The 16653-nt window shown below is 58.5% G+C and carries 11 protein-coding genes; 2 read left to right on the forward strand and 9 right to left on the reverse strand.

Annotated elements, in window-relative coordinates; translation table 11 throughout:
• Window positions 1–60: 60 nt before the first annotated feature.
• Window positions 61–606 (reverse strand): cytochrome b, encoded by a 546-nt coding sequence (locus D0851_RS06175; protein ID WP_117617842.1) that lies wholly within the window; start codon window positions 604–606, stop codon window positions 61–63.
• A gap of 559 nt (window positions 607–1165) precedes the next feature.
• Here D0851_RS06175 and D0851_RS06180 point away from each other — a divergent pair.
• Window positions 1166–2452, forward strand: coding sequence for an EAL domain-containing protein (locus tag D0851_RS06180; RefSeq protein ID WP_117617843.1), 1287 nt, complete (start codon window positions 1166–1168; stop codon window positions 2450–2452).
• Here the strand turns inward: D0851_RS06180 and D0851_RS06185 are convergent.
• From D0851_RS06185 to D0851_RS06220, 8 genes are all read right to left on the reverse strand, one after another.
• A complete protein-coding gene (locus D0851_RS06185) occupies window positions 2447–4225 on the reverse strand; it encodes an SLC13 family permease (RefSeq protein WP_117617844.1) in 1779 nt (592 codons plus the stop codon). The two genes, D0851_RS06180 and D0851_RS06185, sit on opposite strands and share 6 nt — an antisense overlap.
• A gap of 95 nt (window positions 4226–4320) precedes the next feature.
• Window positions 4321–6216: a DNA topoisomerase IV subunit B gene (gene parE / locus D0851_RS06190; protein ID WP_117617845.1), complete on the reverse strand. Its 1896-nt coding sequence runs from the start codon at window positions 6214–6216 to the stop codon at window positions 4321–4323.
• A 67-nt stretch (window positions 6217–6283) separates the two neighbouring features.
• Window positions 6284–6760: a protease complex subunit PrcB family protein gene (locus D0851_RS06195; RefSeq protein WP_117617846.1), complete on the reverse strand. Its 477-nt coding sequence runs from the start codon at window positions 6758–6760 to the stop codon at window positions 6284–6286.
• Window positions 6757–9474, reverse strand: coding sequence for a S8 family serine peptidase (locus D0851_RS06200; RefSeq protein ID WP_117617847.1), 2718 nt, complete (start codon window positions 9472–9474; stop codon window positions 6757–6759). The genes D0851_RS06195 and D0851_RS06200 overlap by 4 nt, the downstream gene beginning before the upstream one ends.
• A gap of 152 nt (window positions 9475–9626) precedes the next feature.
• Window positions 9627–11678, reverse strand: coding sequence for a TRAP transporter large permease subunit (locus tag D0851_RS06205; RefSeq protein WP_117617848.1), 2052 nt, complete (start codon window positions 11676–11678; stop codon window positions 9627–9629).
• A 15-nt stretch (window positions 11679–11693) separates the two neighbouring features.
• Complete coding sequence (locus tag D0851_RS06210) at window positions 11694–12704, reverse strand: putative solute-binding protein (RefSeq protein WP_117617849.1); 1011 nt, start codon at window positions 12702–12704, stop codon at window positions 11694–11696.
• A 58-nt stretch (window positions 12705–12762) separates the two neighbouring features.
• The gene (locus D0851_RS06215) at window positions 12763–13827 is read right to left on the reverse strand and encodes a hypothetical protein (protein ID WP_117617850.1); all 1065 of its coding nucleotides are present in this window, start codon (window positions 13825–13827) and stop codon (window positions 12763–12765) included.
• Between the two features lie 198 nt (window positions 13828–14025).
• Window positions 14026–14655 carry a TetR/AcrR family transcriptional regulator gene (locus D0851_RS06220; protein ID WP_117617851.1) on the reverse strand — a complete coding sequence of 210 codons (630 nt, stop codon included), beginning with the start codon at window positions 14653–14655 and terminating at the stop codon, window positions 14026–14028.
• A 148-nt stretch (window positions 14656–14803) separates the two neighbouring features.
• Here D0851_RS06220 and D0851_RS06225 point away from each other — a divergent pair, with 148 nt between their 5' ends.
• Window positions 14804–16600 carry an acyclic terpene utilization AtuA family protein gene (locus D0851_RS06225; RefSeq protein ID WP_117617852.1) on the forward strand — a complete coding sequence of 599 codons (1797 nt, stop codon included), beginning with the start codon at window positions 14804–14806 and terminating at the stop codon, window positions 16598–16600.
• Window positions 16601–16653: the final 53 nt, after the last annotated feature.

Below are 16653 nucleotides of genomic sequence, written 5' to 3' on the forward strand. Positions count from 1 at the left end.
TATTTCATTGATGCCCAACGCCCGGGCGTTACACGAATTCAGGTTCGGATGGCGCGACCCTTACTTCCCCAGCATACGAAGTAGCGTGTTATCGCGATCAATAAGGTGGTGCTTGAGAGCGCCGGCCGCATGCACCAGGGCCAGGCCGACAATCGTCCAGGTCGTCCAGTAATGGACAGTTCCGGCAACATCCTCCATGCCTTTTATCTGACCGGTCACCGAAGGTACCTCAAACCATCCGAACACACTGATCGAGGAGCCGTCGGCTGTTGAGATCAGATAACCGCTGGCCATGGCCACAAGAATCAGCACATAAACGAGTGCGTGGAGCAGATGAGCGCTTCGGATTTCCCAGGGCTTGTGGCCAGGCGGCGATACCGGCGACACGCTCAAAACTTTCCAGATAATCCGGAAGACCATCACCGCCAAAAGCAGAATGCCGACACTGCGGTGAATGTCCGGAGCCCTTTTGTACCATTCATGGTAATAGGACAGATCCACCATCCAGTATCCCAGCCCGAAAAGGCCAAAAATTGCCAGGGCAACAAGCCAGTGAATGGCGATCGCCACCAAACCGTAGCTGGATGCTGTATTCCGGATTTGCATGATGAAAATTCGCCTCGGCCCCTGGTCCAGATTTCGTTGTTGAAGTGTAGAAATGTGGCTTCACGAAAAAAATCAAAATCTTTTGCCGTCTTACATCAGAATTTCTGACCAACCTCTCATAATCTTTGCCTTTGTAACCTTTGCCTTTGGTCGCATACGGGTATTACGGATTGCCCGAAATTATAGCAGCGCTAAACTTTAAGCATATTTCAATGCCCCGTCCGGGGGCCTCATTGACCGAGAGGACAAGACATGGAACTTGAATTCGACGAAAGCGTGGTTGTACCCAGCAACAACTGATTTCCTGGCGGTCCTCCCGGGCCGCTGGGTTTAATTCTCCGCACTCTGACTGACCGCAATCCGCACTACCTCGCCGCAAAAGATACAAACCGTTTCCAGTTTCTACATGAAACAGTGGTAATAAACGCGTTTTTTTGGCAGTCTTCCTTCCAACTATCAGTAACTTCAGGATTTTTCAGTAATATCTGTACTGATAAAAGACAGTTCAGGCGTCTGATTCGGGCGACTGATGCATTCGTTTAATTAACCAGAATCGTCTATGTCGAAACGCCTCCCTGAAAAGCTGACGGCTCCGGAAGTGGAACTGTTATCCCCTATGCTGAAAAGGGAAGGTGACCGATGGACCGCTGATTTCCGGGGGCTTACGCTCAGAACGGCGCTTCAGCCCATCTACAGCATTTCCCACAAGCGGATCGTCGGCTACGAAGCGCTTATCCGCGCCTTTGATAACGACAACTCGGCCGTTCTCCCGCTGCACCTGTTTCAGCTTCCCGATTCCACCGCGGAGAATCTGCTGCTGGACCGTCTCTGCCGGTATCTTCATATACGCAACTACAGTGGCATCAGCGACCAACTGAACTGGCTGTTTCTGAACGTATCGCCGCAGGTGGTCACCAGCGGCAGCCAGGCAGATTCTTTTTTTGGTCAGCTACTCGCCAAAACCGGCCTTCCTTCGCACCGAATTGTGATGGAGATCGTGGAGCAACCAACGGATGACGCGGAGAGACTTCGGGAAACAGTCGCCTATTACAAAAAACTGGGTTGCCTCACCGCCATCGACGACTTTGGCGCCGGCCATTCCAACTTTGAGCGGATCTGGAATCTGTCGCCGGATATCGTGAAGCTGGACCGGAAACTGCTGACCCGGGCAACAGAAGATCACAAGGCCCGACAGATTCTCAACGGGATTGTGTCACTTCTGCATCAGTCTGGCTGCCTGGTACTGCTGGAAGGCGTCGAAACCCGTGACCAGGCGATGATCGCCATTGATGCGGGTGTCGACTTTGTTCAGGGTTTCTATTTCCGCAAGCCAAGCACGGACCTGGACCAGCTTTCCCACGCGCCTGCGGATTTCGACCAACTGCTGCAGGAATACAAGATTCGTAATCAGGTCACCCTGGACCCGACGAGACAACTGGTCGATTTTTTCAGCGGTTTCTTCGATCATGCCATCACGAAGCTGCGTAACGGCCAGGGTATGCAGGAATCCTGCCTGGAACTGCTGAACCACCCGGCGGTTTCGAGGTGCTATCTGGTGGATGACATGGGCGTACAGATTGATGACACGCTGGTATCCGACACCGGCACCCGCTGCCTGGACCCGCGCTTCAAACCCCTGGAGAGCACCAGCAGCGCTGACTGGTTCCGCCAGCAGTATCTGCGCCAGGCACTGGCTCAGCCAGAAAACCTGCACGTAACGGCACCGTACCTCTGCGTTACCGGCGCCTACATGTGCGTTACCCTTTCGCTCGGCTACTACCAGAATGGAAAGCTGCGGGTCCTGTGCTGCGACATTCTCGCCAACCCCGCAACGCCACCCTTATAGCCCCGGGTTTATGCCGTAGACCATGGCAATAACCGCAACCGTTACCAGGCCGACAAACACATTCATTGGCACGCCGACACGAACAAAATCACTGAACCTGTAACCGCCGGGACCGAACACCATCATGTTGGTCTGGTACCCCAAAGGCGTGGCAAAGCTCGCCGACGCGGCCATCATTACGGCGATCACAAACGGCTCTGACGCTACCCCCATACTGCTGGTCATGGAAAGTACAACCGGAAGAATCAGCACCGCTGCGGCGTTATTGGTGATCACTTCCGTCAGCACCGACACGGCAAAATAAACCAGAAAGACCGTAAGTAACACATGCCCCTGGCTGAGTTCCAGGATGCCCTCGGCGACAAAGCCTGCGGCACCGGTCTGTTCCAGCGCCGCCCCCATCGCAAAAGACGCAGCGATGGTCAGAATCACAGGCACATCCACCGATTTCTGGGCCTGACCGACCGAACAGCAGCCAGACAGAATCATCAGAGCCGCGCCCAGCAAGGCGGCGTTCAGCAGGCTCAGGATGCCGCAGGCTGCCAGGCCAACCAGAACCAACAGGATCCCCCAGGACAGCCAGGCGCGATCGTGCCGGGGGGTCTCTGTTTCCAGGTCGTTGATCAGCAGAAAATCCTTATTGTAACGCTGGCGACTGACAAACGCTGGCCGGGCTTCCAGCAACAGCACGTCACCTGGCTTCAGGCGAATGTTGCCCAAATTGCCGGATACCCGCTCTCCTCCCCTGGCAACGGCCAGTACCACCGCACCATAACGGTCCCGGAAACGGGCATCCCGGATGGTCAGCCCAAGCACATCAGACTGGGGCGACAAGGCCGCCTCGACCAGGCGCCGCTCTGCCCTGTCTTTGCTCAGGCTCGGCTCGTCTTCATGGACGGAGGGTACGATGCCGTTGATACGAAGCAGATCCGAAATGGCCTGGGTATCACCTGCGAACACGAGGCGATCACCACCTCTGAGCCGCTCTTCGGACGGCACCGCCGTTACCACGCTGCCATCACGCTCAATTTCAACCAGATAAAGCCGTTCCAGCTCCCGAAGTCCCGCTTCGCCAACGCTTTTGCCCACCAGCGGACCGTCGAACGATACCGCCACTTCCAGAGTGAACTCCCGCATGCTGCCGAACTTCTGCTGATCCTTACGGTCAGGAAGCGCTCTGGGCATAAATATCAACAACGCAGACACGCCGATAATTGCGACCGGCAGCCCCACGGCGGTAATGGAGAAAATGGAGAAGCCCGGCCCGCCGGTCAGCTGCTGGTACTGACCATTGACCACCAGGTTTGTGCTGGTGCCGATCAGAGTGAGGGTACCCCCGAGAATTGCTGAATAGCTCAGGGGAATCATTAACTTGGAGGGGGAAATGCCAATTTTCCGGGACCAGGCGTGGACCGCCGGAATCATGGTAGCCACAACGGGGGTGTTATTCAGGAAGCCGCTTAAAAGAGACACCGGAAGCGCAATTCGCACCTGGGCCGAACGGACTGTTTTGGGATTGCGAAGCAGGTGGTGTACCAGCAGATCCACGCCGCCGGAATGATGGATGCCCGCCGCCACCACGAACATGGCGACAACGGTGATAAGACCACTGTTACTGAAACCGGCAAGGGCCTGATCGGCAGAGACAATACCGCTGACACTGAGCACCACGAGCACACCCATCATAACCAGATGGGGCGCAAATCGCCCGGAACTCATCAGTACCAGCGCAGTGCCTGCGAGGCCCAGCGCAAACCAGCCTTGCCAGTCCATCAACGGTTCTTCCCGATCAGAAAACTGGCAGGATAACGAGTTTGAAGAATACTTAGAAAGAATAAAGGATGCTTTTTATAGCGCGAACGGGAATATCAGACTGCGATATCCGCCATGTTGCCGTAGGCTTCCAGCCATGCCCTGCGATCGGATGCGCGCTTCTTGCCGAGCAGCATATCCATGCGGCTGTCGGTATCGTCACCGTCTTCAATGGTCAGCATCACCAGACGCCGGGTATCCGGTGCCATGGTGGTTTCACGAAGCTGCAGCGGATTCATTTCACCGAGACCCTTGAAGCGGGTAACTGAAATCCTGCCCTTGCGCTTCTCCGCCGCAATGCGGTCAATAATGCCCTGCTTTTCGTGCTCATCGAGGGCGTAGAAGGTTTCCTTGCCCAGATCCACCCGGTACAGGGGCGGCATGGCAACGAAAACGTGGCCGGCGGCAACCACCGGACGGAAGTGTTTTACGAACAGCGCACACAAGAGTGTGGCGATGTGCAGGCCGTCGGAATCGGCATCCGCGAGGATGCAAACCTTGTTGTAACGGAGGCCGTCCAGCTGATCTGAACCAGGATCCACGCCAATGGCCACGGCGATATCGTGCACCTCCTGGGACGCCAGGATCTCGCCCGAGTCCACTTCCCAGGTGTTCAGAATCTTGCCCCGCAGTGGCATCACCGCCTGAAATTCACGATCCCTGGCCTGTTTTGCGGAGCCACCGGCGGAGTCACCCTCCACCAGAAACAGCTCCGAACGGGCGGTATCACTACCGGAGCAGTCCGCCAGCTTGCCGGGCAGGGCCGGGCCGGATGTCACCCTTTTACGTGCCACCTTCTTGCTGGCCCTGAGACGACGCTGGGCATTATTGATAAACAGCTCCGCCAACGCTTCCGCCACGTCGGTGTGCTGGTTCAGCCAGAGACTGAAGGCGTCTTTGACCACGCCGGAGATAAAGGCCGCCGCTTCCCTGGAGGAAAGGCGCTCCTTGGTCTGCCCGGAAAACTGCGGTTCCTGCATCTTGAAGGAGAGTACATACGCCGCCCGCTCCCAGATATCCTCCGGGGAGAGTTTCACGCCACGGGGCAACAGGTTGCGGAATTCACAGAACTCACGCATGGCTTCGAGCAGGCCGGTGCGCAGACCGTTCACATGGGTTCCACCCTGAGCGGTCGGAATCAGGTTTACATAGCTTTCCATGACCGCTTCACCGCCTTCCGGCAGCCATTGAATCGCCCAGTCCACGGCTTCCTTGTTACCCGAAAAGCTGCCGGTGAACGGCTCCAGTGGCACGGCTTCAATGTCGGCCAGCGCAGTGAGCAGGTAATCCCGCAAACCGCCCTCATAACACCATTCATCTTTTTCGCCGGTTTTTTCCTGCAGGAAAGTCACCGTCAGGCCCGGGCACAAAACGGCCTTGGCACGCAGGTTATGGCGAAGCCGGCTGACGGAAAAACTGGGGCTGTCAAAGTATGTCACGTCGGGCGTGAACTTCAGGCGGGTACCGGTGTTGCGCTTGCCCACCGTATCGATCACTTCCAGCTCGGAGGCCTTCTCGCCATTGGCAAAGGTCATCCGGTGCAGTTGGCCGTCCCGCTTGATGGTGATTTCCAGGTGCTTGGACAGGGCGTTCACAACGGAAACACCCACACCGTGCAAGCCACCGGAGAAGTTGTAGTTGCCCTGGGAGAACTTGCCACCGGCGTGGAGGCGGGTCAGGATCAGCTCAACCCCCGACAGGCCCTCTTCCTTATGCAGGTCCACCGGCATGCCCCGGCCATCGTCCTCGACACTCAGAGAGCCATCACTGTAAAGCACCACGTCAATACGCCGGGCGTGGCCCGCCAGTGCCTCATCCACACTGTTATCAATCACTTCCTGTGCCAGGTGATTGGGCCGACTGGTATCTGTGTACATCCCGGGGCGCTTGCGCACCGGATCCAGGCCACTCAGTACTTCAATAGCATCGGCGTTATATTGTTGCTGGCTCATGGGCAGGAACTGACTCCGCGATTGATATGAAAAACTGAGCCATAGCTTAGGGATTCGTGAAGAAAGATCAACGGTTGTTTTCGGCGCGGGTGATCCGGATATCGTTCCAGCCTTCGGCGGCTACTGCGATAACCGCGCAGGGGGTGGTCAGGGCCTGGGTGACCATTGTGCCGGGTGCCGGTTCGGCAACCCTTATGGTGAGCTGCAGGGTTCCATCAGCAACTTCCGAGCTCTCCAGTGTCACTCCGAAGCCTCCTGTTGGCTTTTGCCCGATGGAGGCAAGCACAACATGTTCTCGCTGATAATCAATATCCCTGAGCGCCTGAAGTGAAAAGGTGCGCGCCGGCAGCGCTTCAAGACGCGCCAAGTCCTCCAGGCTGCCGATATGGAGATATCCGGGCGCAGTCAGACCGCAATGGGCCGACTGGGCAACCTGCCTGGCGAAAGGCGCGCCGGCATCGGTCTCGGTCTGACTGACAGCACAGCCGGCACTCAGGATCCCCGCCGCTATCAGACTGCTACGAATCAGTGGTTTCACGTTCATGGAATCCGGGTCGCCTTAACGCGGGTGGACTGACTGCCAGTCTGCTCCGGGAGTAACCGGTAACCGGTGAAATCCGGCCTGGGCAGAAGCTCTGGCGAATTTACAGACAGGGCGGCCGGTCTGGAATAGCTCGTGGTCATGCGAAGCCCGGTCACCGGCTGATTCTCGCGCACTTCGACCACCTGCCGCAAACCGGCAACCGGGTACTCGGCACAGGCCTCGCCGGCATGACATATAAAGCCATCGTTATCGAGATCGGTTCCGGCAACCAGGAAATACTCGCCGGGCGGCACTTCATTCTGCAGCTCCGGGGCCTGACCGTCGTCCGGAAGGAACTCGAACTGATATCGGCCTTCGTTTACCGTTGCGACCGCCTGGCCCACGGTCACAAAAGTATTCGTTTGAGGATCGGGTTCCGGTTCCACCAGCAAAACGAAATGCCGGCCAGCGTCCCGGGCCTGTTGATCGGTGACCTGTCGGCCAATCACGGGTACCGTCAGAATAGCCTGAGATTCGGTGCCGGAATCGTAGGTGATTTCAAGAACACCCCGGGAGGACACCCCGAGCTTGAGCTTCGCCGGGTCCAGGACCAGAGCTAGCTGGGCAGGCGAGTTGCCCGAATTCATCTCAAACGGAAGCGTTCCGGATGCCAATGAAGCGGTAAACCAGTCATCTGAAGCAGAAATCCCGATAATCGTGACCGCATAATTGCCCAGCGGTGACAGTTCAATGCTCTCACTCGATGATAATCCAGTCTCCGAGGAGAGGTTCACAACCGCCGGTGATGCCGTCAGTAACTCCGGCGGATTTCCGGAAAGCACAGCCTGAACGGCTTTGCCCGCATCCACAACACCATAGCCCAGTTGATCGGTTCGGCTGCAGCCCGGTTCACAGGGTGGCGCAGTCAGATCTCCATTCCTGAGATAGCCTTCGATGGCGGCAGAATTCAGTACCGGGCTGGCTTCTTTCATAAGCGCCAAGACGCCCGACACATGGGGCGCCGCCATGGACGTTCCCTGTAACCCGCGATAGACCGGCTGCAGTCGATCATTCACGAAAGCGGCGCTGGTGCTACTGACCAGGTCGCCCTGGCCATCGCCGTTTCCATCGCGACTTGCATCGCCCCCGGGAGCGGCCAGATCAATCGTGCCACCAGAATTGGAATAGGATGACAGGTTGCCGGCGCCGTCCACGGCGCCGACCGAGAATACCTTTTCCAGGGCCGCCGGACAGGAAGGTTCACTGGTGGCCGAATTGCCAGCAGCCGCGACATAGACAATACCGGCGGCGACACCTGCATTGATAAATTCCTGGAGACTCATGAAGTTGTCATCAGGATTGATCGAGGAAATAGCGGGATCACCGCAAGGCAATCCACCCAGACTAAGATTAACGATGTCTGCGGACCGCCTCGACTGATCACCAAGCACCCACTGCATGCCCTCAAGCAGATCAGCTAGCGTGCCAGAGCCACCCTCGCCCAATACCCGCACCGGCATCAGGTTGGAGCCAAAGGCAACACCGGCGCCACCACTGCCATTAACGGCTGCCGCCACCGTGCCAGCAACATGGGTCCCGTGGTAGACGCTGCCGCCCACAGCATTCCCGGGATCGGCGGGAAAACCATCGCCGTCTACGGCGTCGAAGCCGGCGACGACATTGGCCGTCAGGTCCGGGTGCCACTGCCCGCCATCCCGGAACAAGCCAGTATCCAGAACCGCCACGTTCACACCTACTCCGCCGCCGGGGGCGAGCTGCCAGGCCACCGGGCCATTGATCAGGCTGTAATGCCACTGCTGCCCCAGCACCCGGCTGGCGTAAAAAGGCTCATCCACCGGCGTGGCCAGCGCGCGGGTCTTATAGTTTGGTGATGCGTGCCCGATGACCGGGTCGGCTCTCAGGCTCCGGATCCAGGCAAGGGTCTGTTCTGCCGGGCTACCCTGCTTCAACGCGGCCACCGCAGCGGGGCGCCGGACCATCCAGAGTCCGGGGGCGATCTGGCGCCCTGGTGCCATCAGTGCACTGGCTGGAAGCCCGCTGCTTCGGACACCGGGGTCGCGCAGGGAAACAATCGCCTCATCCTGAACAAATTGGTGATTTGGCCAGTCATAGGCAGTAGCGTTGATGGTTTCTGTTCTCGATGAGGACAGGATATACAGCATAGGCGACTCGCCAAGCGCTTTAACAGAGACTGTGTAGTCACCCACCTGTTCACTGTTAAGGACGATGCTTACGGACGCCCCGTTACCGGGTGCAATTGCCTGCCCGACATTCGTGCCGTCGGGCGCTTCCACGCTCAGCAGCAAATCAGACGCCGTTCCAAGCCTCGTGATAAAGCTCTGCAGGGTGAGTTCCAAACCGGCCTGCAACGATGCCACGTACCGATCCTCTTGATCGGGAAAGTACTGGAAGGCGTCAAACTGCCCGGGCAATAGGCGGTAGTCCCTGGCCTGCAACGTATCGCTCACATAGCCCGCAAGAACAAACTCAGGCGGTAAGAGCTGCACCGTGGTCAGCGGGGCACGCCCAAGCAACGCATCCGCGTTATCAGCATCGACCCGGGTGCCCGCCTCGATGTCGATAGTTCCGGCGAGAGCAACCTGAGCTGATGGCTCTCCGCCCCCGGAGCCTCCACCGCACCCGACCACAGCCAGGGCAAGCGCCACAGGCATGCATGTTTTACCAACGTTGCCGGGAACCGACGCCAGCGCCATAAACAATACTCCCCACCTTTTCCATCAGCATAACCCATCCCAACCGGCGTGTTATTTACTGAGTGTTAACCGATACGTGGACTGGTGCCCCCTGGATGCAAAAAAGCCGCCTGAAGTTCCCTCCAGACGGCTTGCAAACTAGCCTTCCAACATCACAGCGCGTAGAACAGCATCGGCACAAACGCCACCAGCAGCAATGTCGGCCCCATCACCGCCAGAGGCAGCAGTAAGCGCTCGTAGCGGTGCCAGAAAGAGCCTGTGCGCTCGGCCGCCAACACTTCCGTCTCGCCCACCACCTGGCGGGTCAGCAGATGGTTCAGTGCCACCGGCGGGCTCAGGTAACCGAGCTCGAACGCCACCAGGCAAACAATCCAGAAATGCAGCGGATCAATCCCCAATTGAATAGCCGGCTGGGCAATGGTGGCCGATACCAGAATCACGGCGCCGAACGGATCCATAACCATGCCGATGGCAGTGAGCATCACCACGATCACCAGCATGGCAATCCACGGGCTGGTCAGGCTCTCCGGGAACAGGGCGTGGACGATGTCCGAGCGTTCAAGAATCCCGCCAAGGCTGATTGAAAAACCGATGAGGGCCAGCAAGGCACCGATGTGGACGGCGGAGTCGCTGGCGGCGGCGGAACTCCGGTTCCAGAATGCCTTCAGGCGGGTTTCATCATCGCCCCGGCTGTCCCGGTTGGCATCCAGAAAAACCAGCGCCAGCATCACCAGTGGCAGGATCAGCGGCGCGCTGTATTCATTGAACCGAAGCCCGAGTACTCCCCAGATCGCCAGAATGACACCGGCGGCAACCAACACGTAGGGTAACAGTGGTTTCATCTGGAGGATCGATGCGCGGAACGCCCCGGGCGCGGGCCTGGGTTTCCAGTTTCCTTCGGTCTTGCAGACAACCAGGGAAAACAGCGTGGCTGACATGATGAATACCCAGAAACCCCAGCCATACATTTCCGTGGTTGTGACTTCCTTGTTCAGTGCCGCGACTACCACAATCAACAGGCATGGATTGAGCACGACACCCAGGCTCCCCGACATGGCCGTCGTGGCCAGGGAAAGCTGGCGCCCGGCGCCAGCGCGGCGGAGTTCGTCGTAAACCACGCCACCCACGGCAAGAATAAATATCCCCGAGGCGCCGGTGAACGCGGTGGGAAAGGCGGTTGCGAAAATAATCACAGACGCCAGCATGGGCGCCGGAAGATTCCAGGGTTTGATCACGTCCAGCAGCAGCTCTGGCAGGCGGGTCTGCTTCAGGACCATACCCACCAGAACATACAGGCCGATGTTGATGAACATCGAGGACAGGTTTGACATCATCCCGAAGTAGATGGCGAGGCCGGAGGCATAGCCATCCACCAGGAAGAAGTAACTCATGGCAATCAGGCCCATGACGCTGTACAACGGCAGGACCAGCCCCGAGGATAGTGCAAGACTTCCCGCCCGCATCCGTTCCGGCACGTTCACAAAACGCACCGCATTGATCACCATGAACAGGCCAAACACAGCCGTCCAGGCGTACTGGAGCTGGCTCGTCGATTCCGATCCCGGCGAACTGGCCAACTGGCCAAGATAGGCATTCAGAGACGCCACCATCAGCCCGTTTACGGCAAACTGCACACCCTGACTCAACCGCCACTCAGCGCGATTCCGGGGCAGACGCAACGCGATATGGTCGGCATCCAGGGCCGCGACCGCCGCCGCCAGGGCGAACATAGCAATGAACAGATACTTGGTGAGTTCAATGTTTTCCAGCAGGAAATCCGCCAGCCCCTGCTCCACACTCTTGAACACCCCGAGGGCCGGGGTGGCGTGCTTGAGATTCTGTTCGTAAGCCACGTACTCCTGCTTACAAAGCTCAAGGTTGCGCTCAAGGGAGGTCCGAATAGCCTCCGGATTGGGCGGCGAACTGAACAAATCATCCGGATCAGGCTTGTAGGCTTCCACCCGTTTGCGCACTTCGGCGTCAACGTCCATTTCCAGCTGACAGGTCGGCTCGGTGGCGTCGGGGTTCAGCAGGTAATAGTTTGGCCAGGTCTGCTCACCGACCCACAGCAGGCGGGAGTGGAGTGAATTACCCATCCCCAGGACAAGCGTGGAAAGGAGCAACAACAAGAGTACTGCCCCGTGCAGCCGGTGCACGGGGTACAGGGTCCTGACCGCCGGGGCCGTCAATGCGCGCCAGTTCATAGCCGTTGCGCCCCTTTATTCGCGATTGGCCGAGGTGCACTCGGACGCAGACGGGTTGCTGGCGCAACGGATCCTGCTGAGCAATCCAAGCATCTTGGGGTGGTAGACATCCGGCGCCCCGTTGACGCCGTCGCGCATCTCAATCCGGTTCTGGCGGAACATCTCCTGGTAGCCCTGAATATCCTTTTCCGGGATGCGAATCCATTTCTCCTCCGGAATCGCCTGTTCCTGGCTGGTGATCAGGTTCATGGCCTGCGGGAACATGCCCCAGGCAACTTCCCGCGCTTTCTGGGACGTGTCATCGGCGAGTACATCTTCCCGCGCAATGATCTGAATGGTCAGCTGTGCCAGCGGATAATCCACTATGCCGCCCTTGTCGCCGACCCCCTTGTAGAGCTCCAGCGCCTCATAGGCAAAAGCGGGCGCATAGGCGGTATCCACGGACCCGTTGTTGAACTTGCCCGCAAAATTCGTGATGTCCGAAGGCACCACCGTGGCCTTAATAAAGTTCACCATGTGAATGGCGTCTTTCTGATAATCCAGTGTTGCCATACGCTTGCCGGCCAGCTCGCCGGCGGTGTCAATGCTGCGGTCATTCACGAACAGGTAACCGGCACCAACAGGGATAATACCCAATACCTTATAGCCATTGGCTTTCATGAGGGGAGCCGCTTTGGGCTGAGCCAGTGTCGCCAGCAGGGTCTTGAGGTCATCATAGGTGGGGATGGCGCCCACCGCGCTGACACTGCCGGTAAACCTGTTGAACGGGCGGGTGCGAATGTCTGTGGCGGCCACCACATCGCACTGGCCGGCATTGAAATCCCCGACGGCAACGCCTTCATCGGTGTAGGGTTTGAGCTCGAAATCGACGCCGTGCGCCTTCATTTCCAGCGCATAGTCCTTGATCATGTTGTAGACATCGCCATTGGCGCCAATCACATCGAAGACACACATCTTCACGGTCTGGGCTGAGGCAATGGGTGCAATGGCAGCGAGAGTCAGAGCGGCAACGGATTTTCGGATCATAACGACCTCCGGGTCATTGTTGTGGTTATAGGTAATCAGAAGGCTTCGGACGCCTGCCTCAGAGCAGGTCGTCCAGATTCATGGTGTCAACGTTTTCCGTGCCCTGGTCCGGGCTCATGTTTCCGAAGGAACTTTGCGGGGTGCGATGGCCGTAACTGGCGGTCCAGTGCTTGTCTGATGAGAACCGGATAACACCCGCCGCCACTTCATCCACCAGGCGGTACTCTTCCCACACATCAATCCGGTCTTCGGCCGCGGCAAAGCGGGCAATGGCATCGGCGAGGACATCCGGTCGGCCAAAGGTTTCAGCCGCCACCGCCTCAACCGCCAGGGACGCACGGATACCAGCCTGGACACCCAGTTCCGAGCTGTGTTCGAGAACACTCCAGGGATCCGGCGAGAGTTCAGGGCGGGTATCCGGCAACAACAGCCAGACCAGGGCCCGAATGGCATTGGGCAACCCACCCCACTTTTCATTGTCAACGCAGGTCGCTGCCCGCTCGGCCTGGGGCGCGATGCTGCGGGGGATACCCGCCATGGCCCCTGAATTGGCATCATTGACGATGGCCTGCATGCCCGTCAGCAGGCCCAGCAGGAAGGTGATTTCATCCTGCTCGTTGAACAGGAAAGGGCATTCGACAGGTTCTGCAGCCGGGTCGAAATCGTAGGCTGCCATCGCACGATTAAACGCGCGATACCGGCGTTCTGCGGTTTTCGCGTTCAGCCGTTTGGCTTCTTCCCGGGCATCTTTGGCCGCGGGCACTTTGCCTGCATAATCGGCTCGCAGGTAGGCAAGCTCAGCCTCCCAGGCACGGTATTCCATGCAGTTTGCAGCCAGCAGCATCAGGAGGGAACCGGTGCTGTCCGGCGCCTCGGTAACGCGGGAAAACGAATAAAGCAGTGGGTCGACGCCTTCACCCAGGGCACAGGCCATTTCCGGATCCGACATCTGCATCACATAGGGTGTGGCTTCGCCTTCGGAGTAACCAGAGAGCACAACACCGGTCGTGGTGTAAATGGGGTTGGCTGAACAACCTGCCAGCGCGGCCACTGCCGCGAATGTGAGAGCCTTCAGGCGCGCGGCCGCCAGGTGCGGTGCAAGCCTTGCCAGTGAGAAGATCATATTTCACCCTGCGTTTCGTTGTTTTTGTAAGCCCGATCTGAATCTCGGTTTTTATCAACGGGTGCAAGAATGCGGCGAAAACTGTCCTACAAAAATGGCTCGAATGCCGACTCAGTCATGCCGATCAGGCCAATGGCCCGAAAGGAAAGGAAGGGAATTCATATTTTCTTCATTTAAAACAGGAACTTTCTGAAAGGGTCAACTGCTCTTCAGGGCCATCATCGCCATGACCTGATCCGTCAACCCGTCCAGCGTAAGGCCTCCACGCTCGGGTTTGTACCAGGTAACCGTCCAGCTAAGGGCGCCAGTTAACATCCGGCGCACCACGAAGGGTTCCGCCGCCAGGGCCCCTTCTCTTCTCAGGGATTCCAGCACATCCAGCCAGAGTTTCTCGTAAATATCCCTCAGTTCCAGCACGTCAGCCTGGGACGAAGCCGAGAGGCTTCGCCATTCAAAAACCAGCACCGCCATGGCCTCACCGGTCTGTCCGTTGATCGACTCCAGCTCGGCCCGGATCAGCCCCCGGAGTTTGTCGGAGCTGGATTCGGCAGCTTCGAGTGCCGCTTGCATCAACGCCGTATTCAGGCGGATGGTTTCCACCATGACTGCCTTGAGAATTTCTTCCTTGGTCCGGAAATGGTGGAACAGGCTGCCAGACTGAATACCGACTGCAGCCGCCAGATCCCGCACCGTTGTCCGCTCATACCCCTTTTCGCGAAACAGCCTGGCCGCTTCTGTGAGCAGGCGGCCCCGGGCGCCGTTGGGATCGGACACAAGGTTGTCGGCTATCAGGCACTGGAGAATCTGGTTCTGGCTCACTAACGCTATCCGGTTGACACTAAGACCCCTAATTCTACCTTAAACTTGCCTGTTTACAAACCAAGCGCTTGCTTGGTATTGTCAGTTTCATCTTTGGATAACACTGCCAGACCCAGAGCCTCGCTCCGGGCTGGCGACAGCAGACAAGGCAAACAAGATGGCCGATTCCCCGAAAACCGTCCGCATCGGATGCTCCGCCGCTTTCTGGGGCGACACGGAAACTGCCGCGGCGCAGCTCGTTCGCCAGGGCAATATTGATTACCTGGTGGCCGACTATCTGGCGGAAATCACCATGTCGATCATGGCCGGCCAGAAAATGAAGGATCCGACCCAGGGTTACGCACGGGATTTCGTCCAGACAGTCATTGGCCCCCTGCTCGGTGACATCAAAGAAAGAGGCATTCGGGTGCTGGCCAATGCCGGCGGCGTAAACCCAGTCGCCTGTCGCGACGCCCTGCAGGAGCTGTGCGAGAAAGCGGGCGTGGAGATGAAGATTGCCCTGGTGCTGGGCGACGACCTGCTGTTGAAAAAGAAGAAACTGGCCGACGCCGGCATTACCGAAATGAGTTCCGGTCAGCCCATGCCGCCAATGATGGTGAGCCTGAACGCCTACCTCGGAGCGCCAGGCCTGGTGGCGGCCCTGGAACAGGGCGCCGACATTGTGATTACCGGGCGGGTGGCGGACAGCGCCCTGGTGCTGGCGCCGCTGGTCCACGAATTCGGCTGGGGCTGGAACGACTTCGATAAACTGGCCCAGGGCAGCCTGGCCGGACACCTGCTCGAGTGCGGCGCCCAGTCCACCGGTGGTAACTTCACGGACTGGGAAGAGGTGGCCGGAGGCTACGCGAATATGGGCTTCCCCATTGCCGAGGTGAGTGCTAACGGCGATTTCCTTATCACCAAGCCCGACGATACCGGCGGCCTGGTCAGCCGGGGCACGGTGGCCGAGCAACTGGTCTATGAGATTGGCGATCCGAGAGCCTACCTGCTTCCGGATGTCACCTGCGATTTCACGGCTGTCGAGCTGGAGGAAACCGACACCGACAGGGTTCGGGTTCGGGGTGCCCGGGGACTTCCGCCAACAGACAGTTACAAGGTTTCCGGCACCTGGCCGGATGGCTTCAAGTGCACGGTCACTTTCCTGCTGGCCGGCATGAACGCGAGGGCCAAGGCGCAAACCGTGGCTCAAGCCATACTGGCAAAGACCTCGCGCATGTTCGGCGAGCGTGGCCTGCCCGATTACAGCGAAACCAGTATTGAACTGCTGGGGACAGAAACCACCTACGGCGCCCATGGCCGGGGCGGAGACTGCCGGGAAGTGGTGGTCAAGATCAGCACCGCCCACCCGAAGAAGGAGGCTCTGGTGCTGTTTTCCCGGGAAATCGCCCAGGCCGCAACGGGCATGGCCCCCGGGATTACCGGGATTGTCGGCGGCCGGCCTACCGTGTGGCCCAAAATCCGTCTGTATTCCTGCCTGGTGCCGAAAACCGAAGTGTCGGTTTCAGTGGACCTGAACAACGGCAAGCAACCGGTGGTGACAGGTACGGGCGGCGGCTTCGATCCAAACCAGCTTCAGACTCAGTCATTCAGCAGCAAAGCACCGGCAACCGACACAACGGTACCTCTGGTCAGACTGGCCTGGGCTCGCAGCGGCGACAAGGGCGATCACAGCAATATCGGCGTGATCGCCCGGCACCCGGAGTATGTGCCGTTTATCGAAGCGGCCCTGACGGAGTCCGCCGTGGCCGATTGGATGGCCCATACCCTGAATCCGGAGACCGGCAAGGTGACCCGTTGGGCGCTGCCGGGTTTCCATGCGTTCAATTTCCTGCTGGAGCACAGCCTGGGCGGCGGCGGTGTCGCCAGCCTTCGAATTGATCCCCAGGGCAAGGCGTTTGCCCAGCAACTACTGGAGTTTCCGGTGCCGATCTCTTCAAGGATCATCAACAAATAAACAAATGGAGCATGCACTGAGGCAGGGAGGGCTTTCCGGGACACGCTGTAAAT

This window comes from Marinobacter sp. Arc7-DN-1, from assembly GCF_003441595.1.
GTDB lineage: Bacteria > Pseudomonadota > Gammaproteobacteria > Pseudomonadales > Oleiphilaceae > Marinobacter > Marinobacter metalliresistant.

Bases quoted from the DNA above. Each gene is read 5' to 3' on its own strand.
- D0851_RS06185 (WP_117617844.1), bottom strand. From the start codon at position 4,225: ATGGACTGGCAAGGCTGGTTTGCGCTGGGCCTCGCAGGCACTGCGCTG.
- D0851_RS06200 (WP_117617847.1), bottom strand. From the start codon at position 9,474: ATGGCGCTGGCGTCGGTTCCCGGCAACGTTGGTAAAACATGCATGCCT.
- D0851_RS06215 (WP_117617850.1), bottom strand. From the start codon at position 13,827: ATGATCTTCTCACTGGCAAGGCTTGCACCGCACCTGGCGGCCGCGCGC.
- D0851_RS06225 (WP_117617852.1), top strand. From the start codon at position 14,804: ATGGCCGATTCCCCGAAAACCGTCCGCATCGGATGCTCCGCCGCTTTC.
- D0851_RS06210 (WP_117617849.1), bottom strand. From the start codon at position 12,704: ATGATCCGAAAATCCGTTGCCGCTCTGACTCTCGCTGCCATTGCACCC.
- parE (WP_117617845.1), bottom strand. From the start codon at position 6,216: ATGAGCCAGCAACAATATAACGCCGATGCTATTGAAGTACTGAGTGGC.
- D0851_RS06180 (WP_117617843.1), top strand. From the start codon at position 1,166: ATGTCGAAACGCCTCCCTGAAAAGCTGACGGCTCCGGAAGTGGAACTG.
- D0851_RS06205 (WP_117617848.1), bottom strand. From the start codon at position 11,678: ATGAACTGGCGCGCATTGACGGCCCCGGCGGTCAGGACCCTGTACCCC.
- D0851_RS06195 (WP_117617846.1), bottom strand. From the start codon at position 6,760: ATGAACGTGAAACCACTGATTCGTAGCAGTCTGATAGCGGCGGGGATC.
- D0851_RS06175 (WP_117617842.1), bottom strand. From the start codon at position 606: ATGCAAATCCGGAATACAGCATCCAGCTACGGTTTGGTGGCGATCGCC.